Origin of the sequence: Citrobacter sp. MGH105, from assembly GCF_001037485.2 — a bacterium.
Classification (GTDB): domain Bacteria; phylum Pseudomonadota; class Gammaproteobacteria; order Enterobacterales; family Enterobacteriaceae; genus Citrobacter; species Citrobacter portucalensis.
In genome coordinates this window covers 3,052,930-3,072,504 of record NZ_CP073048.1, presented here as the reverse complement: position 1 = coordinate 3,072,504, position 19,575 = coordinate 3,052,930, and the positions used below count along the sequence as shown (strand labels likewise).

Below are 19,575 nucleotides of genomic sequence, written 5' to 3'. Positions count from 1 at the left end.
TTTGTATTTATTTCTTATCGTTACAATCAGGGATCATCCTCAAAAGAGTGTTATCTTTCTGGACGTAGTGATGGAATAACGCTGCACCAGCATGCGCTGCGATTAAAAAATATCCGATGTTTGCCAGTGTTTCGTGAGTATCTTTGATAAGTGATTTTGTTTCCCCGTCAGGAGTAACGAACGATGCAACGTTAAAACCTAATAAACTCCAGTCCTTTCCACCGTAAGCCATAATTGCAATACCTAATAATGGTAGAGCCAAAAAAGAAATGTACAGCAGGATATGCATTATTTTAGCAGCCATCATCTGCCAGGCTGGTGGGGGGGGAGTGATAGCTGGATCATGATACTTATGTTTAATAATTAATCGTATTATCATTAAAAACCAGACAAACACCCCAACATTGTAATGTGTTTCTTTCATGAGAAGGTAGGTGTTACTGCCTTTGGGAAACCAGCCACGAAGCTCCATAGCTGCATAGGTTATCGCTATTAATATCAGGGTTAGCCAGTGTAAGCGAATCTGAAGTTTTGAGAATTTGACCATTATTCTTGCCTCAAACGGTGTATTACATCGACCATAAATCATGAAGCTTAACAAATCCTTATTTTTGTTGAGAGATTAAGAGTTTGTTATTCCAGCGATCTCACTTGAATGTTTTGATAATAATTCTCATTTTTATTTCTTTCTGATAATCCTTGATGTTACGGGGCAAGAACCACGCTGATTCTCGCTATTTATGAGAACTTTCAATCAACTACTGGTTCATTTTTACTTTCCGCCTATTACACAATTTGTATCCAACAAACAGGACTATGCCGATGCCAGCACGTGCTAAACGCCCATGCCGACACAAAGGGTGTGCGGCAATCACCAACGATGTCAGCGGATATTGTGACCAACACCGAAAGCAGCATGCTGGTGACGGCTGGCGGAATTATCAGTCAGGAAAGAGCAGACAAGAACGTGGATATGGGCGGCTCTGGGAAATTAAACGAGCGCGTATCCTTCAGCGTGATAAATACCTGTGTCAGAACCATCGCCGGCAGAAGATAGCGAAGAAAGCGGAAAGCGTTGACCACATCATTCCAAAAGCTCATGGCGGTACTGATGACGATTCCAACCTTGAGTCGTTGTGCTGGGAATGCCACAGAGCAAAGACAGCAAGAGATCGTATTCGATGAGTTATGCCCATTACATATACTGTGGGCTGAGTGGCTATTTTTCGAATTCCTGTTCGCACAATGCGAGCAGTTGTAGTCGCCGCAATCTGAATTACGATTTTCATCTCGATTAAATCAGACGGATGTCTGGGGAAGGGGGGATCAAATCCCTGACTCCTTTCGCACTTCAGGACTGCCCGCTTCCTCGCATTTTTATACCCGCGAAAAATGAAATTTAACCAGGAGTGTCGCTTATGGCTGGAACGGCGGGGCGTTCCGGGCGTCGCCCCAAGCCAACGGCGCGCAAGGAGCTGGCAGGGAACCCCGGCAAACGAGCCCTGAATAAAGAGGAACCTGTATTCACACCGATTAAAGGTGTGGCACCACCTGACTGGTTTTCTGAGGATGATGGTCTGCCAATGGCGGCCGTCATGTGGGAACTGACCACGAAAGAATTATGTGGACAGGGATTACTGTGTGTTACCGATCTTGCCGTACTTGAGCGCTGGTGTGTTGCATATGAGTTCTGGCGCAGGGCGGTTAAAAATATCGCCAGAGAAGGGCTGACTATTACTGGTGCTATGGGGGGGAAGATAAAAAACCCTGAGCTAACCGCAAAGAAAGAGCAGGAATCGGAGATGAGCTCTACCGGCTCCATGCTTGGCCTTGATCCCAGCAGTCGACAACGCCTAATCGGCCTTGCCGGACAGAAGAAAACCTCTAACCCATTCCTGAAGATGATCAACTCATGAGCCGGAAATCGTACCCCAACGTAAACGCCGCGAATCAATACGCCCGCAACGTTGTGCGGGGGAAAATTCCGGCGTGCCAGTTTGTCATTCAGGCCTGCCAGCGTCATATCGATGACATGGCGGCTGAAAAGAGTAAGAAATTTCGTTACCGCTTCGATAAAGACATGGCAGAAAAGGCCGCGAAATTTATCCAGTTGTTGCCACATACAAAAGGAGAGTGGGCATTCAAGCGGATGCCGATCACTCTGGAGGCATGGCAACTGTTTATTGTGTGCTGCGCCTTTGGCTGGGTCCAGAAAGGGTCGAAGCTTCGACGATTTCGCGAGGTTTACACGGAGATACCGCGTAAAAATGGGAAATCAGCTATTTCGGCAGGTGTGGCGCTGTACTGTTTTACCTGTGATAACGAGTTTGGCGCTGAAGTATATTCCGGGGCCACAACTGAAAAACAGGCGTGGGAAGTATTCAGACCAGCTCGTCTGATGTGTAAGCGCACCCCGCTGCTGGTGGAAGCGTTCGGGATTGAAGTTAATGCGTCCAACCTGAACCGGCCAGAAGATGGCGCGCGTTTTGAGCCGCTGATTGGTAACCCTGGGGACGGCGCTTCACCGCACTGTGCAATTGTTGACGAGTATCACGAACATCCCACAGATTCGCTCTACACCACTATGCTGACGGGTATGGGGGCGCGGCGACAACCACTAATGTGGGCGATCACGACGGCGGGTTACAACATTGAGGGTCCATGCTACGACAAACGGCGTGAAGTGATTGAGATGCTGAACGGCACAGTACCGAATGAGGAATTGTTCGGCGTGATATACACCGTCGACGAGGGGGATGACTGGACCGATCCTAAAGTGCTGGAAAAAGCTAACCCGAATATGGGCGTGTCGGTCTATCGTGACTTTCTCCTCAGCCAGCAACAGAGAGCTATTAATAACGCCCGTCAGGCTGGTGTATTTAAAACTAAACACCTCAACATCTGGGTTGCAGCCCGTGCCGCTTTCTACAACCTGGTTTCCTGGCAGAACTGTGAGGATAAGACACTTACGCTGGAGCAATTCGAAGGACAGCCATGTGTTCTGTCTTTCGACCTGGCGCGCAAGCTGGATATGAACAGTATGGCGCGGTTGTTCACCAGGGAAATTGACGGCAAGACACATTACTACAGCGTTGCTCCCCGCTTCTGGGTTCCCTACGACGCAGTATTCAGCGTTGAAAAGAACGAAGATCGTCGTACTGCGGAGCGATTTCAGAAATGGGTTGAAATGGGACTGCTTACAGTTACTGATGGCGCTGAAGTTGATTACCGCTACATCCTTGAAGAGGCCAAGGCGGCAAACAAGCTCAACCCAGTCAGTGAGTCACCGATTGACCCTTTCGGCGCGACGGGGCTTTCACATGATCTGGCTGATGAAAGCCTTAATCCGATCACTATTGTTCAGAACTACACCAATATGTCTGATCCGACGAAGGAGCTGGAAGCCGCCATTGAGTCAGGCCGCTTTCATCACGACGGGAACCCGATTATGAGCTGGTGTATCAGCAACGTCGTCGGGAAGTATTTGCCCGGTAATGACGATGTGGTTAAACCCATCAAAGAGCAGAACGAAAACAAAATCGATGGCGCGGTTTCGCTGATTATGGCAATCGGACGGGCAATGTTGAATAGCCGGGCGAGTAATTCATCCGTTTACGACGAGGAAGATGTAGCATGCTAATGACATTTTTAAGTTTTTTTATCGGCCTCGCCGGAGCCGCGTTACTGTCTGCCGGTGCCTGGCTTATTTCACCTGCAGCCGGGCTTATTACTGGCGGTTCAATCTGCCTGCTGTGGTCATTTTTAATCGCGAAATCAATGTCTGCCAGCGTAATTAAATCAGGGGGTGAATAATGTTCATTCCCCTGATGTTTCGGGGTAAATCTCAGTCTGGTGGTAGTTTCTGGCAGGCGATGCTGGGTGGTGTGAGTTCCAGCCAGAGTAAGGCGGGGATCATTATCACTTCTGAAACCGCAATGGCGTTATCGGCGGTCCGGGCATGTGTAACGCTTCTGGCAGAATCGGTGGCGCAGCTGCCGTGTGAACTTTACAGGCGAGGCGCTAACGGAGGCCGTGAACGGGCGACTGACCACCCTGTTTATGATCTGATTCATTCCCAGCCCAACAAAAAAGACACTTCATTTGAATACTTTGAACAGCAGCAGGGCCTGCTTGGTCTGGAGGGGAATTGCTACTCGATCATCGACAGGGACGGGAAAGGTTTCCCGAGGGAATTAATCCCGGTTAATCCCAAAAAAGTCATCGTCCTGAAAGGGCCTGACGGGATGCCCTATTATGAACTCCCCGAAATTGGCGAAACGTTGCCAATGCGCATGATGCATCATGTGAAAGTTTTCTCGTTGGATGGTTATATCGGTAGCTCTCCAATCCAGACGAACGCAGACGTTCTTGGGTTAAGTCTGGCGGTGGAAGAGCACGCTTCTCAGGTTTTTCGCCGTGGCTGTACGATGAGCGGCGTTATTGAGCGACCAAAAGACGCCCCGACGATCAAAAGCCAGGATGCTATCGACCGCCTGCTGGCAAAGTGGACGGACAGATATTCCGGTGTCAGAAACGCCTTCTCTGTTGCATTGCTTCAGGAAGGGATGAGCTACAAGCAGTTATCTCAGGACAATGAGAAAGCGCAGCTGTTGCAGTCCCGTCAGTGGGGCGTGGAGGAAGTGTGCCGACTCTATAAAATCCCGCCTCATATGGTGCAGATGCTGGCGAAAGCCACGAATAACAACATTGAGCACCAGGGGCTGCAGTTTGTGATGTACACGCTGTTGGCCTGGCTGAAGCGTCATGAAGGCGCATTAATGCGCGATCTGCTTTTACCCAGCGAGCGCAGTGATCTGTACATAGAATTCAATGTCTCTGGCCTGTTGCGCGGGGATCAGAAGTCGCGTTATGAATCTTATGCATTAGGCCGCCAGTGGGGGTGGTTATCGGTTAATGATATTCGCCGCATGGAGAACCTTCCACCCATCGCCGGAGGGGACAAATACCTGACGCCTCTGAATATGGTCGACAGTAAACAAATCTTACCTGGCAATAACACGCCAACAACTAAACAACTGGCAGAAATCAACTCTATTCTGTCCAGAAACTGAATATCACCCGCAGTGCGGGCTGACCCGGTAAACATCATGACAAAAAATTTAATTAATCTGCCGCATCTGGCGGCTATGGTCTTTGGTGTACCACATTACGTGACACGACAGACAATGGATTCTGTAAAAGCTGTGCTGGTTCCCCGTATTCAGGGATTATCAGAAGAGGCTGGAATTCACATGACGCAGGAGCCTGATAACAATCAGGCGCCAGATTTGGTTCAACCAGCTGGTGGAATGGCAGTTATTCCTGTTCACGGCATTCTGGTTCCGCGTCGTGGGCAAATTACTGCAATGTGTTCTGAACTTACCAGCTATGAGCGCATACGTAGCCAGGTGCATGCTGCATTAAATGACCCTTCCATCAGTGAAATTGTGCTGGATATAAATTCTGGTGGTGGTGCGGCGGTTGGATGCAAGGAACTGGCCGATTATATTTTCCAGTCACGTCAAACTAAGCCTATTACTGCAATTGTGAACTACAGCGCCTATTCTGCGGCTTACTTTATCGCTTCGGCCTGCAGCAAAATTGTAGTCAGCCAGACCAGTGGAGTCGGCTCGATTGGAGTGATTATGGAACACCTGGATACTTCCAGGATGGAAGAGCAAATGGGGTTAACATTCACCACGATTTTTCGGGGAGATAACAAAAATAACGGTACACAACATGAGCCACTGAGTGAAGACGCTCGGGGAATGTTCCAGAGGATGATTGACGATATGTACGAGACGTTTATTACCTCTGTAGCGGAATACCGGAATCTTGCCCCTCAGACGGTGATTAACACGCAGGCCGGAATCTATTTCGGCGCTGATTCCATTTCTGCTGGTCTTGCCGATGAAGTTTCGGATCCTCAGTCTGCGATTAATGCCATTGCAGCAAAGTACAAACAACCTCAACGAACCACTTCCATAAAGTTGCAGGCCGCCGCGATGGACCTGCAAACCAGAATGTGACCCGGCGCTAACGCGTCATTACCAGAAAGCAGCCTGTTGGCTGCTTTTTTTATGCAAAAAAGAGAGAAAACTATGCCACAGATTGAAGAATTGCGTCGTGAACGTGCGGGTATTAATCAGAAGGTTCAGGTACTGGCGGCAGTAGAAACTGGTGGCGGTACGCTGACAGCGGAGCAGTTAACCGAATTTGCCAGCCTGCAGCAGCAGTTCACGGATATCAGCGCCAAGATTGAGCGTCTGGAAGCGGCTGAACATGCTGCAGCGCTTGTCGCCAAACCGGTTAAAGCCACACAGCAGGCTCCTGGTATCAGCATTAAGGCAGAGCCAAAGCAATATACCGGCGCAGGCATGACCCGTCTGGTGATGTCGATTGCGGCAGCACAGGGTAACGTCCAGGGCGCTGCAAAATTTGCAGCTGAAGAACTGAATGACCAGTCTGTCTCGATGGCCATCAATACTGCCGCCGCGTCAGGTGGCGTTCTTATTCCACAAAACCTCCACAGCGAGGTGATCGAGCTGCTGCGCGATCGCACTATCGTTCGTAAGCTGGGCGCGCGCTCAATTCCGCTGCCGAACGGCAATATGGCGCTGCCGCGTCTGGCCGGTGGTGCGACGGCGAGCTACACCGGGGAAGGCAAGGATGCGAAAGTATCAGAAGCCCGCTTTGATGATGTGAAACTCACTGCGAAAACCATGATTGCGATGGTGCCAATCTCCAACCAGTTGATTGGTCGTGCTGGCTACAACGTGGAGCAGCTGGTCCTGCAGGATATTCTGACCGCGATTTCTGTTCGTGAAGATAAAGCCTTTATGCGCGATGACGGTACCGGTGATACGCCTGTCGGTATGAAAGCGCGGGCAACTGAGTGGAACCGCCTGCTGCCGTGGGAAGCTGCTGCAGAGGTTAATCTGCAGACGATTGATACCTATCTCGACAGCATCATCCTGATGGCTATGGACGGCAACAGCAACATGATCAGCTGCGGCTGGGGTATGTCGAACCGTACCTACATGAAACTGTTCGGTCTGCGCGACGGTAACGGTAACAAGGTCTACCCGGAAATGGCCCAGGGGATCCTGAAGGGATTTCAGATTCAGCGTACCAGCGCTATCCCGGCAAACCTCGGTGACGCAGGCAAAGAGTCGGAAATTTACTTCGCTGACTTTAATGATGTGGTTATCGGTGAAGACGGCAACATGAAGGTGTCGTTCTCGCAGGAAGCCTCCTACCAGGACGGGGATGGCAATCTGGTTTCCGCGTTCTCCCGTAACCAGTCGTTGATCCGCGTGGTGACGGAGCACGATATCGGCTTCCGTCATCCGGAAGGTCTTGTTCTCGGGACAAAAGTGCTGTTTTAACCGGTCCTGCACTCTGTGCGACCACGGTCGCAAAGCGTAAAAGCACGTAATTCCCCAGGCCCGCAGCAGCGGGTTTTTTCTTTTCAGGAGCAAAACGATGACGACGAAAGCGGCAAAAGCAGCGGCAGCGGCGGCTGCAGCCGGTGATGTGAAAAAGCCGGATGAACTGACGCCGGAAAATACAGTGGACGGGGATGGCGGTCAGAATACTGCAGCGGGTTCAGGTGATACAGGTGTTGATCTGACCGGAAGTGAAACAAACGGGGCCACGGGCCTGACGGGAGCAGAAGTGGCGCGGAAAGCGGTTTTTTTCCTGGGACCCTATCATCGTTATTCACGCGGTGATACGGCCTGTTTTGATGCTGAGTATGCAGAGAAACTGGTTGAACGCCATATTGCGGTATGGCCAGAAGATGCGGAAAAGGCGCTGAGTCCCCGCAAGGGAGCCGATGACCATGATACTGACATTGGATGATGTGAAAACCCAGCTCCGTCTGGAGCCGGATTTCACGGAGCATGACGACATGCTCACTAAAATGGTGGCGGCTGCGCAAAAGAGTATTGAGCGTGACTACTACTGCAAACTGGTGGGAAGCGATGACGAACTGCAGGCGCTGCCGGAAGGGGTACGCGGTTTTGTGGCGGATGAAGATATCCAGCTGGCCATGCAGTATCTGGTCGGGGATGCGTATCTGAATGGTTTCACCGGTCAGTGGCTGGAGACGGCTGCGGTCCGGCACCTTCTTTTCCCGTTGCAGGAGAACACCGTATGAGCCTGAAGCCGGAAGAGATGACCTGCCGTCTTTCGATTGGGTATATGCAATCCGGCCGGGGGCCGCTGGGTGAACATCTGCCGGAACAACTGGTCGCGACCGGGAAAGCCTGGGCGAAGCGCGAACTGGTGTCGGGCAGAAAGGTCCGCACACTGGATCAACTGCAGGTTGTTGAAACGTGTCTTTTTACCACTCATCCGAACCTGAATATTGATATCGACTGGAAAATAACAACGTCTGACCGGATTTATACCGTTCGTAACGTCGAACGTCTTGCGGACCGCATCATCATCACAGGGGAGGCAGACGCACGTCATGATCGAGCTGGCATTAAAGACAGCACTTGAACGCCTGACCGGGCTGAATGTTTACCCTCTGCTCCTGCCTGATGAGTTGCAGGAGGGGATTACTTACCAGTGTATCTCGGATCCGGAACTGTACGCCGGACTGTTGCGCACAGGCCTGATTGCGGGGCGCTTCCAGATAGCGATTCATCTGCTTAATGACTACACCCGCCTGTTACAGCTGGATAAGAAAATCAGCGCGGAATGGACCGCTATCGTGCATGGCCATCTGGAGGGTTTTCCCGTGCAGAATGTGGTCCGGGGTGGAATACAGCAGAGTAAAACGGTACTGACCAGCGGCAATATTCAGTACCGGCTCGTGCGGGATTTCACCTTTCACTACCGGGACGCCTCACCATGATCACTATGGACGTAAAAGGGCTGGACGAGCTGGAGCGGCAGCTTACTGCGCTCGGTGAAAAGGTCGGCATGAAGGTGTTACGTGATGCAGGGCGTGAGGCGCTGAAAGTGGTTGAAGAAGACATGAAACAACATGCCGGCTTCGACGATGCGTCCTCTGCAGAGCATATGCGTGATTCCATCAAAATTCGTTCATCCACCCGGAAAGGTAGCGGAAATACGGTGGTCATCCTTCGGGTTGGCCCCAGCAAAAAGCATTACATGAAAGCGCTGGCCCAGGAGTTCGGTACGGTGAAACAGGTTGCCAATCCGTTCATCCGTCCGGCACTGGATTACAACGTCCAGCAGATTCTGCGCATTCTGACCGTAGAAATCCGCAATGGCATTCAGAACAGGTAGCAACCGCTGCCCACTATTTAAGAGAGAATCATTATGGCTGATGAAAATAACACGCCAAAATCATCCCCTGAGTATGCAATGCTTCCTGCCGGGACGGTGGTGAAGTTTGGCGAAGTAGGGGCCGCAGTGGCGGCGCTGAAACCTCTGATTAACTGTAAGGCGCTGGGCGCGACAGGTCAGACGGGAGGATTTGTCGACTGTACCACCCTGCTGGACAAGAGTAAGCAGTCGGTGTCAGACCTGCCGGAAGGGCCGGAGAAATCGCTGGGATTCATTGACGACCCGGAAAACGAAGATTTCACCGCGTTCCTCAATGCTGCAGAACAGCGTAAGACCGTTCAGTTTTATGTTGAGTTGCCGAACAAACGAACGGCTTCAATGATCCTTGCGCTTTCAGGCTGGCAGATGAACGAAATCACAGCGCCTGCCAGTGAAGTTATCCAGATTACGGTGCAGGGTAAGCAAAACAACATTAAATGGGGAATTGCCGCCCCGGCGCCAGATGCCGGCGCGTAATCCGTTTCCCGTTACACACCGCCTCCGGGCGTTTTTTTTTCGTTTGAAAAACAGGATACATCATGTCTGAATTTAGCCTCTCCGAACTGAAAAAGGCCCTGCTCAGCGCAAAACCCTCTCCAATTAAAACCGAAATCTTCGGTACAAAGGTTTACCTTCGCCGGCTGACGGCGGCTGAGCTTATTGATCATGAAGATGCGCTCATCGAGGCACAGACCTCTGGCAACGCCCGCATGGCGTCAGAGCTGAGCGTACAGATTGTTATCGACAGTCTGGTTCAGCCTGACGGCTCCCCGATTAAAGCCAAAGACAAACCCACGGCGAAGGAGCTGCTGGCGGCACACGATAACGTTGCGCTTCTGGATGCCATCGACAAAGTGAAAAAGCACGGCATCGGTAAGCTGGAAACCGCCGAAAAAAACTGAGTGACTCGCCCTGGCTGGAGCTAATTTTCTGGCTGGCCGACCGCTGGGGCGAGCCTGACCCGTCAAAAATTGCGGCGCTTCCGGCTGACACGCTTTTTCACTGGCGTGCTTTCTTCCTCAAACAGGGCATTTTCAAAAAGCCTTCGCCAGAAGGTTCTGACAATAACCCGCCCCCTGTTAAATCACCCGCAGCAGCGAACCAGAGTCTGGATGCGCAGTGTGCGGCAGTCATGAAGGTATTAATGTAATGGGTGACGTTGCCTCTCTTGCCGTTGGGCTGCATCTGAATGCAGCGAACTTTAAATCGCAGCTGATGAGCGCCTACGGCAGCGCTGAGAGTCAGTCACGCCAGTTTAACCGCAATGCCCAGGCTGATGCGAAAAAGACGGAGGATGCCTATAAGCGTGTTTCTGCTTCGGTATCGGGGCTGGCAGGCAGGCTGGCAGGTTTTGCCGGGGCGGGTTTATCGCTGGGTACCATTATCAGCACCACGCGGCAGTACAGCCAGTCGTTGTCGGATTTGCAGGCTATCACCGGTGCCACCAGTGCGCAGATGAAACTGTACGATCAGGCGGCGCAGGAAATGGGCCGCACAACGGAATACAGCGCATCACAGGCCGCTGAGGCGATTAAGCTGATGGCTTCGGCAAAGCCTGAACTGCTGAGCACCTCTGCGGGGCTGACGGCGGCGACCAAAAGCGCGTTAACGCTGGCCCAGGCCGCTGGGACCACGCTTCCGGATGCCACCCGAACGCTGGCCCTGTCATTAAACCAGTTTGGGGCGGGAGCCAGTGAAGCCGACCGGTATATCAACGTGCTGGCTGCTGGCGCGAAATTTGGCTCGTCGGAGATAGCCGATACTGCTGCCGCGATTAAAAATGGCGGGGTGGCAGCGGCACAGGCTGGCGTTGGTTTTGAAACCCTCAATGCCGCCATACAGGTACTGGCGGAGCGCGAAGTGAAAGGCGGCGAAGCCGGGACCGCACTGCGCAACGTGATCCTGAATCTGGAGAAAGGAACGGATAAGACCCTGAAGCCTTCTGTTGTCGGGCTGAGCCAGGCGCTGGAGAATCTGGCGGGAAAAAACCTGTCAACAAAACAGGCCGTAAAGCTGTTCGGGGTGGAAAACCTCAGCGCAGCATCCATCCTGGTGCAGAACCGCGAGAAGGTGGAGTCGCTGACCGCCGCCCTGACCGGTACGCAGACCGCGCATGAGCAGGCCGAAATCAGGGTAAATAACCTGAACGGCGATCTTCTCAGCCTGACTTCGGCTTTTGAAGGTCTGATTATTAAGGTAGGACAGAGCGGAAACGGCCCGCTGCGCAGTGGTGTTCAGACCGTTACCGATGCCATTAATGGCCTGACGGATAATTTTAATACGGTCGCCAACGTTGCGCTGTATACACTGATTCCTGTTCTGGCGACAAAACTGACGGCAGGTATCAGGGGGAACATCGGTGCCTGGGTTGAGCAGCAGCAGGCAGTCAGGGCCAGCGCGATGGCGCAGGCCGATATGGCGCGAAAAACGCTGGAAAGTACCGCCGCTACGCTGGCACAGAATAACGCAGAATTCGGGCGTTATCGGGAAATGGAGAAAAGCGCCAGACAATTTGGCCTTAACGTGAGTTACCAGAGCGAGTTTAACCGCTTAATCCGCCAGGAAACCGAGCAGACACTGCTTTCCACCCAGGCAAAGAGCCAGCTGAATGCTGCCAATAAACAGCTTTCAATTTCAGCCCGCGCGGCCTCTGCAGCAGTAGGTATGGCCAGAGGGGCGCTGGCACTGGTGGGCGGTCCAGTGGGGGCGGCGATGCTTGCCGGTTCGGCGTTGCTCTATTTCCATAATCAGGCGAAGAATGCCCGTCAGTCAGCGATTGACCTGAAAAATGCTGTTGTTGAAACGAATGAAGAGCTAAAAAAACTGTCGCTTAACCAGCTCAACGTGAAGCAGCTGGACATTGATGAACAGTTTGAGAATCAGGTTATTCAGCGAAATAAACTGATTAAAGAAATTCAGGATGCGGAAAGCCGTATTGATGGATTGAGTGGCTTCGATCCGTTCGGACAACTTAAAGGCGTACAGAACGATAAAACCCGCTACAAAGGGGATCTGGATGCCGTTGAGCAGGGGTTAAAACTCCTCAAAGAACGGCAAAAAATTGTCAAAGAGGCCATAGAACACGCTAAATCAGGGAAAACCGATCCCACACCGAAGCCGGATAAACCAGGGAATGAAACAGGGAGTGATAAACCTGATACCCCCTGGACCGGGGAAGGCGGGGATACTGGTAAGGGGCAAAAGTCGAAGGTTAACCAGTATGAGCAACTGCGGCGTGAAATCGAAGCGGCGCATGCCTCCAGTCTCGGACGTATCAACCTGCAGGAGCAGGAAAGCGCCAGAAAACTTCTTGAAGCCGCCCGCGCTGACGGAGCCAGCGAGGCTGATATTCAGAAGACTTTGCTGCTGAATGCTGAAAACTATCAGAAACAGCGCCTCGAACTGGCAGAACAGTATGCGCCAGCCAGAGCAACTCTTACGAAAGAGCGTGAAGCGAGCCAGGAGCTGAAGTCGCTCCTGAATGCCCGTATTCTGGATGAAAAGGAATACCAGACGGCCAGAATCACGCTGGCACAAAGTACGGCCCGCGAACTGTTACAGGCACAGGCAGCGGCAATGTCTGCCCCTCTGATTGATATCGCCGGGACGGTTGATCCGCTGGCAGAACTGCGCAATCAACTGGCCGAGCGTCAGTCACTGCTGCAGGCGTTTTACCAGAACGATGCGATCAACAAAGAGCAGTACGAACTGTTGAAGCAAAAGGCGGATAAAGATTCCGCTGATGCGCAGTACCAGACGGCGGTGGAGCTTTATAAGTCGCAGGGAAACCTGAACAGCCTCGCCATTGGCCTGATGGAAACCACCCAGGAGCGAACCTCCAACATGCTGACCGGCATGCTGAATGGTACACAGACACTCCGGGACGGGATGATTGGGTTATTTTCCTCCCTGACACAGTCGGTGATTAAAAACCTTGTCGATATGGCAGCGCAGGCGCTGATTACCAACACCATCCTGAAATCCATTATGGGTATCGGCGGCAGTCTTTTTGGCGGCGCAGCCACCGCGAGCACCGGCACGGCCATCAGCAGTTTTAGTTTTAATGCGAAGGGCGGTGTTTATGACTCACCTTCATTAAGTGCCTACAGCAACGGCATCTATGACAGCCCGACCCTGTTTGCTTTTGCAAAGGGGGCTGGCGTGTTTGGTGAGGCTGGTCCGGAAGCCATTATGCCTCTGGCGAAAACGACTGACGGTAAGCTGGGTGTCAGGGCGCTGGGTGACCCGGGTTCCTCTGGTGGTGGTATGAATGGGGGGATTGCTTATTCACCTGTGTATCACATTGCCATTCAGAATGACGGGCAAAACGGGCAGATAGGGCCGCAGGCATCGCAGATGCTGGTCAAAATGATCGATACGCGTGTCATGAGTATCCTGAGAACTCAGGGACGTGATGGTGGCATGCTGGCGGGAGGATAAGTGAAAACCTTTCATTGGGCACCCAGGGAGGGGATGCCGTCTTCTGTTTCCCCTTCGGTGACAACCATAAAATTTGGGGATGGCTATGAGCAACGTCGCCCGACCGGACTCAACCATCAGTTAATTAACTTCCAGCCTGTTTTCCGTATCACGTCGGACAATTCCCGCACCGCACTTGAAGCGTTTCTGGTCGAGCATGGAGGATATAAAGCCTTTTTGTGGCGACCGCCAAAATACAACCGCACGATTAAAGTTGTCTGCCGGGAATGGTCTGTTACGGACAACGTCACGTATTCTGATTTCAGCTGTAAATTTGAGCAGGTCATTGCTTAAGGATCCTTATGCAGGATATACCTCAGAACACCCTCAACGAAACCACGAAAACCGAGCAGTCGGCCCGCATTGATTTGTGGGAAATCGACCTGACGGCCTTTGGTGGCCAGCGTTACTATTTTTCAAATGAAGCGAATGAGAAGGGCGAGCCGGTCACCTGGCAGGGGCGGAAGTATGACGTTTACCCTATACAGGGAACCGGGTTCGACCTGGTAGGGAAAGGGACTACCGCCCGCCCGACGCTGGCGGTGTCGAACCTGTTTGGCATGGTTACGGGACTTGCGGCAGATATGCAGAGCCTCGTCGGGGCCACGGTGGTAAGGCATGTTGTGTACGCCCGTTTTCTCGATGCGGTGAACTTTACAGGCGGCAACCCGGAGGCCGATCCGGAACAGGAAGTAGTCAGCCGCTGGGTGATTGAACAACTGTCAGAGCTGAAAGCCACCACGGCGACCTTTGTGCTGGCCACGCCGACCGAAACGGACGGCAGCGTGTTTCCGGCGCGGATCATGCTGGCTGATGTCTGCAACTGGACCTACCGTTCTGAGGAGTGTGGGTATGCCGGGCCGCCTGTGGCGGATGAATTTGACAAACCCACGGCAGACCCGGCAAAAGATGCCTGCAGCAAATGCCGTACTGGCTGCGAGCTGCGTGATAACCTGCCGCGCATCGGCTGCTTCCTCTCGATTAACCGTCTCTCCTGATGGATACACCCATGAACAAAAATATCCTGGCGCATGCCGCTGCGTGTGCGCCGGCTGAATCGTGCGGCTATGTGGTGAAGACGTCTGCCGGGGAGCGGTATTTTCCCTGCCAGAATCTTTCCGCTGAACCGACAATGTATTTCCGCATGGATCCGGCAGATTACCTTCAGGCGCAGGTGGCGGGCGATGTGGTGGCCCTGGTCCACAGCCATCCCGATGGCCTGCCGAATCTCAGCGATGTTGATCGCCGCCTGCAGGTGCAGAGTGGCCTGCCGTGGTGGCTGGTCTGCGATGACCGGATATACAAATTTCGCTGCATGCCGTTCCTCACCGGGCGGGCATTTGAGCATGGCGTGACGGACTGTTACACCCTGTTCCGTGATGCGTACCATCTGGCGGGGATTGAGATGCCGGATTTTGCGCGGAGGGAGGACTGGTGGAAGCAGGGGGATAATCTGTATCTGGATAACCTGGAGGCGACAGGCTTTTACCGGGTGAATGCCGCAGAGGCACAGCCCGGAGACATTCTGATTTGTTGTTTTGGTTCATCGGTTGCCAACCATGCCGCGATTTACTGCGGCGACGGGGAACTGTTGCACCATATTCCTGACCAGCTCAGTAAACGCGAGAGGTATACCGACAAATGGCAACGCCGCACACACTCCATATGGCGACACCGGGCATGGCACGAGTCTGCCTTCACGGGGATTTACAACGATTTGGCCGCCGCTTCAGCCTCAGTATAAAAACGGGGGCCGAGGCCATTTACGCGCTGGCCATGCAGATACCGGGCTTCCGGCAGAAAATGAATGATGGCTGGTATCAGATACGCATTGCAGGCCTGGATGTGAATGAAACCAGCCTGTCAGCCCGTCTGCACGAGCCGCTGCCAGACGGTGCCATTATTCATATTGTCCCACGCATGGCTGGGGCTAAATCCGGTGGTCTGTTCCAGGTGGTGCTGGGAGCAGTGGCAATAGCCGCGTCCTTTTTTACAGCAGGAGCTTCACTGGCAGCCTGGGGAGCAGCGTTATCTGCCGGTGCTATTTCAGCATCTTCAGTCCTGTTTTCTATGGGAGCGGCCATGATGCTGGGGGGGGTAGCGCAGATGCTGACACCCCAGGCAAAAATCCCCTCATCCCGGCAGACCGACAACGGCAAACAGAACACTTATTTTTCGTCGCTGGACAATCTGGTGGCGCAGGGTAATGCCCTGCCGGTGTTGTACGGTGAAATGCTGGTCGGCTCCCGCACAATTTCCCAGGAAATCAGCACACGGGATGAAGGTGGTGGGGGGCAGGTGGTGATCATCGGTCGCTGACATTCTTGCAGCATATTTGTATTTGCAAAGAACCGCCTCCGGGCGGTTTTGTCGTTTCAGAGGGAACAGATTATGGGTAAGGGGGGTGGCAGCAGTAAAACGCCGCATGAGGCTCCTGACGACCTGAAATCCAGCCAGATGCTGACGGTTGTTGATGCCATCTGCGAGGGGCCGATTGAAGGTCCTGTGGACGGGCTGAAAAGTGTCAGAATTAACAAAACGCCGGTCCTCGACAGCGACGGTAACGCGATGGTTCACGGTGTCACTGTGGTTTATCGCGTGGGGGAGGATGAGCAGACCGCGATGGAGGGGTTCGAAGACTCCGGCGCTGAAACCCTGCTGGGTGTGGAGGTGAAGAAGTCAGAGCCAGTGACCCGCACCATTACCACCAAAACGCTGGACCGTCTGCGCTTTACCTTTGGTGTTCAGTCGCTGGTCAGCACCAGTACCAAAGGTGACCGCAACCCGACCAGCGTACAGATGCTGATCCAGTTTCGGCGGGATGGGCTGTGGCGAACGGAACGGGATATCACCATTACGGGGAAAACGACCACGCAGTTTCTGGCATCCGTGGTGATTGATGATTTACCGCCCCGGCCTTTTGAAGTCCGCATGCTGCGCCTCACTGATGACAGTACGACAGACCTGCTGCAGAACAAAACGGTGTGGTCAGGCTTTACCGAAATCATCGATGTGAAACAGTGCTACCCGAACACCGCCGTTATCGGGGTAAAAGTGGATGCGGAGCAGTTTGGCAGCCAGCAGGTCACGCGAAACTATCACCTGCGCGGGCGTATTGTGCCGGTACCATCGAATTACGATCCGTTAAAACAGACCTGTACGGGAATATGGGACGGGACGTTTAAACCCGCCTGGACAGATAATCCGGCCTGGTGTGTGCTGGATATGCTGACTCACCCGCGCTATGGCATGGGAAGCCGCATTGGTGTTGCCGATGTGGACAAGTGGGCGCTGTATGCCATTGCACAGTACTGTGATCAGCCTGTTCCTGACGGTTTTGGCGGGACAGAGCCGCGTATCACCTGCAATGCGTATCTGACGGACCAGCGTAAAGCATGGGATGTGCTGGGGGACTTCTGTTCCCTGATGCGCTGCATGCCGGTCTGGAACGGCAGCACCCTGACGTTTGTGCAGGACCGGCCCGCCGATAAAGTCTGGACCTATACACAAAGTAATGTGGTCATGCCCGCTGACGGTGCGCCATTCATCTACAGCTTCAGCGCACTGAAAGAGCGACACAATGCTGCCGAGGTCCGTTACACCGACCCGAACAACGGCTGGGAAACGTCCACCGAACTGGTGGAAAACGACGCTGCCATCCGGCGCTACGGTCGCAACGTTCTGAAGATGGATGCATTCGCCTGTACCAGCCGTGGGCAGGCGCACCGCGCCGGACTGTGGGCCATCACCACTGAATTGCTGGAAACGCAGACGGTGGATTTTTCCGTAGGGGCTGAGGGGCTGCGACATGTTCCCGGAGATATCATTGAGATCTGCGACAGTGATTATGCCGGTGTGACCGTGGGCGGACGAATCCTGTCGGTCGACAGCCTTACGCGCACGCTCACGCTGGACCGTGAGGTGGAGATACCGCCAGGCGGCAATGTGGTGCTGAACCTGGTGGGCAGCGATGGTCAGCCTGTTACCGTCGCAGTTACCGCGCACCCCGCCCCGGACTCCGTGACCGTCAGCCAGTTACCCGATGGCGTGGCGGAGTACAGCGTGTGGGGGCTGAAACTGCCGGACCTGCGCCAGCGCCTGTTTCGCTGTGTGGCCATACGGGAAAACGATGACGGCACGTATGCCATTACCGCCGTACAGCATGTCCCGGAGAAAGCGAGCATCGTGGACAACGGGGCGACGTTTGATCCGTTACCGGACACCGGTATCACGAATACGCTGCCTGCCGTGCAGCACCTGACCACAGAGATTCTGGCAGAGGAGGGGCAGTATCAGGCGCGGGCGCGATGGGATACCCCGCGTGTGGTTAAGGGGGTTAACTTCTCCCTGCGCCTGACGGTGAAAGCGGAAGATAACAGCGACCGGCTGGCCAGCAGCCTGATCCTGACAAAAACGGAGCATACTTTCCGTAACCTGACGCCGGGACGTTACACCCTGACGGTGCGGGCGGTGAACAGCCAGGGCCAGCAGGGCGATCCGGCCAGCACGGATTTCAGCATCGCCGCGCCGGCAGTACCGTCTTATGTTGAGCTGACTCCCGGCTATTTTCAGATAACCGCCACCCCGCGCCAGGCGGTATATGACCCCACGGTGCAGTATGAATTCTGGTTTACAGATACGCAGATTGCCGATACCCGCCAGGTGGAAACCGATGCGCGTTATCTCGGCACCGCGCTGTACTGGATTGCGGCCAGCAGCAGTATCAAACCCGGCAAGGATTATTACTTCTATATCCGGGCCGTGAACCAGGTCGGGAAATCGGCGTTCGTGGAGGCTAAAGGGCAGGCCAGCAACGATGCGGCGGGCTACCTGGATTTCTTCAAAGGGAAAATCACCGAAAGCCACCTGGGGAAAGAGCTGCTGGAGAAGGTGGAGCTGACGGAAGACAACGCCAGCAGGCTGGATCAGTTTTCGGAAGAATGGCAGGACGCGAACGGCAAATGGAATGCCATGTGGGGTGTGAAGATAGAGCAGACCAAAGACGGGAAGCACTATGTGGCTGGTCTGGGCCTGAGCATGGAAGACACGGAAGAAGGGAAGGTAAGCCAGTTCCTGGTGGCAGCAAACCGTATCGCGTTTATCGACCCGGCAAACGGCAATGAGACCCCGATGTTTGTGGCTCAGGGTAATCAGATATTTATGAACGAGGTGTTCCTCAAATATCTGACGGCTCCCACTATCACCAGTGGCGGGAACCCGCCGACCTTTATGCTGACACCTGACGGAAAACTGACTGCCCGTAATGCGGATATCAGCGGCCATATTAGTGCGAATTCTGGTGCTCTCAACAATGTGACGATTGAGGAAAACTGCACCATAAAGGGGACGCTCCGGGCCGAGCGTATTCTTGGGGATATTGTTAAGGCAGCGGGCAGGGAGTTCCCTTACTTCATAACCAGTAACGGTGAAAAACGGTACGCCAACGGGACACTGACAGTCGTGATTGAAGATGACCAGTCTTTTGACCGACAGGTTTCCATTCCTGGGATTACCTTTCAGGGTGCAGCGTATGACAGCCAGACCAGTAATGACGTATGGGATGACTGTACGCTGACTGTCAGGAAAAACGGGGTGGAGATATACAACCAGACAAGCAGAGGTGTACCGGCCGTTTTTACGCGGACACTGGATATGCCTGCCGGGAGCGGACGGATGACGCTGAGTTTCAGTGTCAATACACATGGTAACAGCAGCGGCTGGCCATATTCCCGAATCAGTGACCTGCTGGTTATTGTGACGAAAAAGTCATCAGCCGGGATAACAATCAGTTAA

General features: G+C 53.4%; 21 protein-coding genes. 20 read left to right on the top strand and 1 reads right to left on the bottom strand.

Annotated elements, in window-relative coordinates; translation table 11 throughout:
* Positions 1 to 7 precede the first annotated feature (7 nt).
* Complete coding sequence (locus tag SK35_RS14755; protein ID WP_044700576.1) at positions 8 to 547, bottom strand: cytochrome b; 540 nt, start codon at positions 545 to 547, stop codon at positions 8 to 10.
* A 275-nt stretch (positions 548 to 822) separates the two neighbouring features.
* Between SK35_RS14755 and SK35_RS14750 the strand changes: the two genes are divergently transcribed.
* From SK35_RS14750 to gpJ, 20 genes are all read left to right on the top strand, one after another.
* The gene (locus SK35_RS14750; RefSeq protein WP_047715729.1) at positions 823 to 1,185 is read left to right on the top strand and encodes an HNH endonuclease; all 363 of its coding nucleotides are present in this window, start codon (positions 823 to 825) and stop codon (positions 1,183 to 1,185) included.
* A 233-nt stretch (positions 1,186 to 1,418) separates the two neighbouring features.
* Positions 1,419 to 1,916 carry a phage terminase small subunit P27 family gene (locus tag SK35_RS14745; protein WP_003832359.1) on the top strand — a complete coding sequence of 166 codons (498 nt, stop codon included), beginning with the start codon at positions 1,419 to 1,421 and terminating at the stop codon, positions 1,914 to 1,916.
* Positions 1,913 to 3,640, top strand: coding sequence for a terminase large subunit (locus SK35_RS14740; protein ID WP_016150031.1), 1,728 nt, complete (start codon positions 1,913 to 1,915; stop codon positions 3,638 to 3,640). Before SK35_RS14745 ends, SK35_RS14740 begins: the two co-directional genes overlap by 4 nt.
* Positions 3,634 to 3,813 (top strand): hypothetical protein, encoded by a 180-nt coding sequence (locus SK35_RS14735; protein WP_003832363.1) that lies wholly within the window; start codon positions 3,634 to 3,636, stop codon positions 3,811 to 3,813. The genes SK35_RS14740 and SK35_RS14735 overlap by 7 nt, the downstream gene beginning before the upstream one ends.
* Positions 3,813 to 5,072: a phage portal protein gene (locus SK35_RS14730; protein WP_044700572.1), complete on the top strand. Its 1,260-nt coding sequence runs from the start codon at positions 3,813 to 3,815 to the stop codon at positions 5,070 to 5,072. Before SK35_RS14735 ends, SK35_RS14730 begins: the two co-directional genes overlap by 1 nt.
* 36 nt (positions 5,073 to 5,108) lie before the next feature.
* Positions 5,109 to 6,029, top strand: a complete 921-nt coding sequence (locus tag SK35_RS14725; RefSeq protein WP_044700569.1) for a S49 family peptidase — start codon at positions 5,109 to 5,111, stop codon at positions 6,027 to 6,029.
* 72 nt (positions 6,030 to 6,101) lie between these two features.
* Positions 6,102 to 7,388 carry a phage major capsid protein gene (locus SK35_RS14720; protein ID WP_048214398.1) on the top strand — a complete coding sequence of 429 codons (1,287 nt, stop codon included), beginning with the start codon at positions 6,102 to 6,104 and terminating at the stop codon, positions 7,386 to 7,388.
* A 97-nt stretch (positions 7,389 to 7,485) separates the two neighbouring features.
* Positions 7,486 to 7,863 carry a hypothetical protein gene (locus SK35_RS14715; RefSeq protein WP_044700565.1) on the top strand — a complete coding sequence of 126 codons (378 nt, stop codon included), beginning with the start codon at positions 7,486 to 7,488 and terminating at the stop codon, positions 7,861 to 7,863.
* On the top strand, positions 7,844 to 8,161 hold the full coding sequence (locus SK35_RS14710) for a head-tail connector protein (RefSeq protein ID WP_003832371.1): 318 nt from the start codon (positions 7,844 to 7,846) through the stop codon (positions 8,159 to 8,161). The genes SK35_RS14715 and SK35_RS14710 overlap by 20 nt, the downstream gene beginning before the upstream one ends.
* Positions 8,158 to 8,508: a phage head closure protein gene (locus tag SK35_RS14705; RefSeq protein WP_044700562.1), complete on the top strand. Its 351-nt coding sequence runs from the start codon at positions 8,158 to 8,160 to the stop codon at positions 8,506 to 8,508. Before SK35_RS14710 ends, SK35_RS14705 begins: the two co-directional genes overlap by 4 nt.
* Positions 8,477 to 8,866 carry a hypothetical protein gene (locus tag SK35_RS14700; RefSeq protein ID WP_046670528.1) on the top strand — a complete coding sequence of 130 codons (390 nt, stop codon included), beginning with the start codon at positions 8,477 to 8,479 and terminating at the stop codon, positions 8,864 to 8,866. Before SK35_RS14705 ends, SK35_RS14700 begins: the two co-directional genes overlap by 32 nt.
* Complete coding sequence (locus tag SK35_RS14695; protein ID WP_044700558.1) at positions 8,863 to 9,264, top strand: HK97-gp10 family putative phage morphogenesis protein; 402 nt, start codon at positions 8,863 to 8,865, stop codon at positions 9,262 to 9,264. Before SK35_RS14700 ends, SK35_RS14695 begins: the two co-directional genes overlap by 4 nt.
* 33 nt (positions 9,265 to 9,297) lie before the next feature.
* A complete protein-coding gene (locus SK35_RS14690; RefSeq protein WP_044700555.1) occupies positions 9,298 to 9,780 on the top strand; it encodes a major tail shaft subunit in 483 nt (160 codons plus the stop codon).
* 62 nt (positions 9,781 to 9,842) lie between these two features.
* Positions 9,843 to 10,205 (top strand): phage tail protein, encoded by a 363-nt coding sequence (locus SK35_RS14685; protein WP_044700554.1) that lies wholly within the window; start codon positions 9,843 to 9,845, stop codon positions 10,203 to 10,205.
* A 247-nt stretch (positions 10,206 to 10,452) separates the two neighbouring features.
* Positions 10,453 to 13,743: a phage tail tape measure protein gene (locus SK35_RS14680; RefSeq protein WP_044700552.1), complete on the top strand. Its 3,291-nt coding sequence runs from the start codon at positions 10,453 to 10,455 to the stop codon at positions 13,741 to 13,743.
* A gap of 33 nt (positions 13,744 to 13,776) precedes the next feature.
* On the top strand, positions 13,777 to 14,076 hold the full coding sequence (locus SK35_RS14675; RefSeq protein WP_196238998.1) for a phage tail protein: 300 nt from the start codon (positions 13,777 to 13,779) through the stop codon (positions 14,074 to 14,076).
* A gap of 8 nt (positions 14,077 to 14,084) precedes the next feature.
* Positions 14,085 to 14,780, top strand: a complete 696-nt coding sequence (locus tag SK35_RS14670) for a phage minor tail protein L (protein WP_046670530.1) — start codon at positions 14,085 to 14,087, stop codon at positions 14,778 to 14,780.
* An 11-nt stretch (positions 14,781 to 14,791) separates the two neighbouring features.
* On the top strand, positions 14,792 to 15,526 hold the full coding sequence (locus tag SK35_RS14665) for a C40 family peptidase (RefSeq protein ID WP_044700545.1): 735 nt from the start codon (positions 14,792 to 14,794) through the stop codon (positions 15,524 to 15,526).
* Entirely contained in the window at positions 15,424 to 16,101 is a 678-nt protein-coding gene (locus SK35_RS14660; protein ID WP_071681833.1) for a tail assembly protein, read from the top strand. Before SK35_RS14665 ends, SK35_RS14660 begins: the two co-directional genes overlap by 103 nt.
* Positions 16,102 to 16,173: 72 nt before the next feature.
* The gene (gene gpJ, locus SK35_RS14655; protein ID WP_046670531.1) at positions 16,174 to 19,575 is read left to right on the top strand and encodes a phage attachment tail tip protein J; all 3,402 of its coding nucleotides are present in this window, start codon (positions 16,174 to 16,176) and stop codon (positions 19,573 to 19,575) included.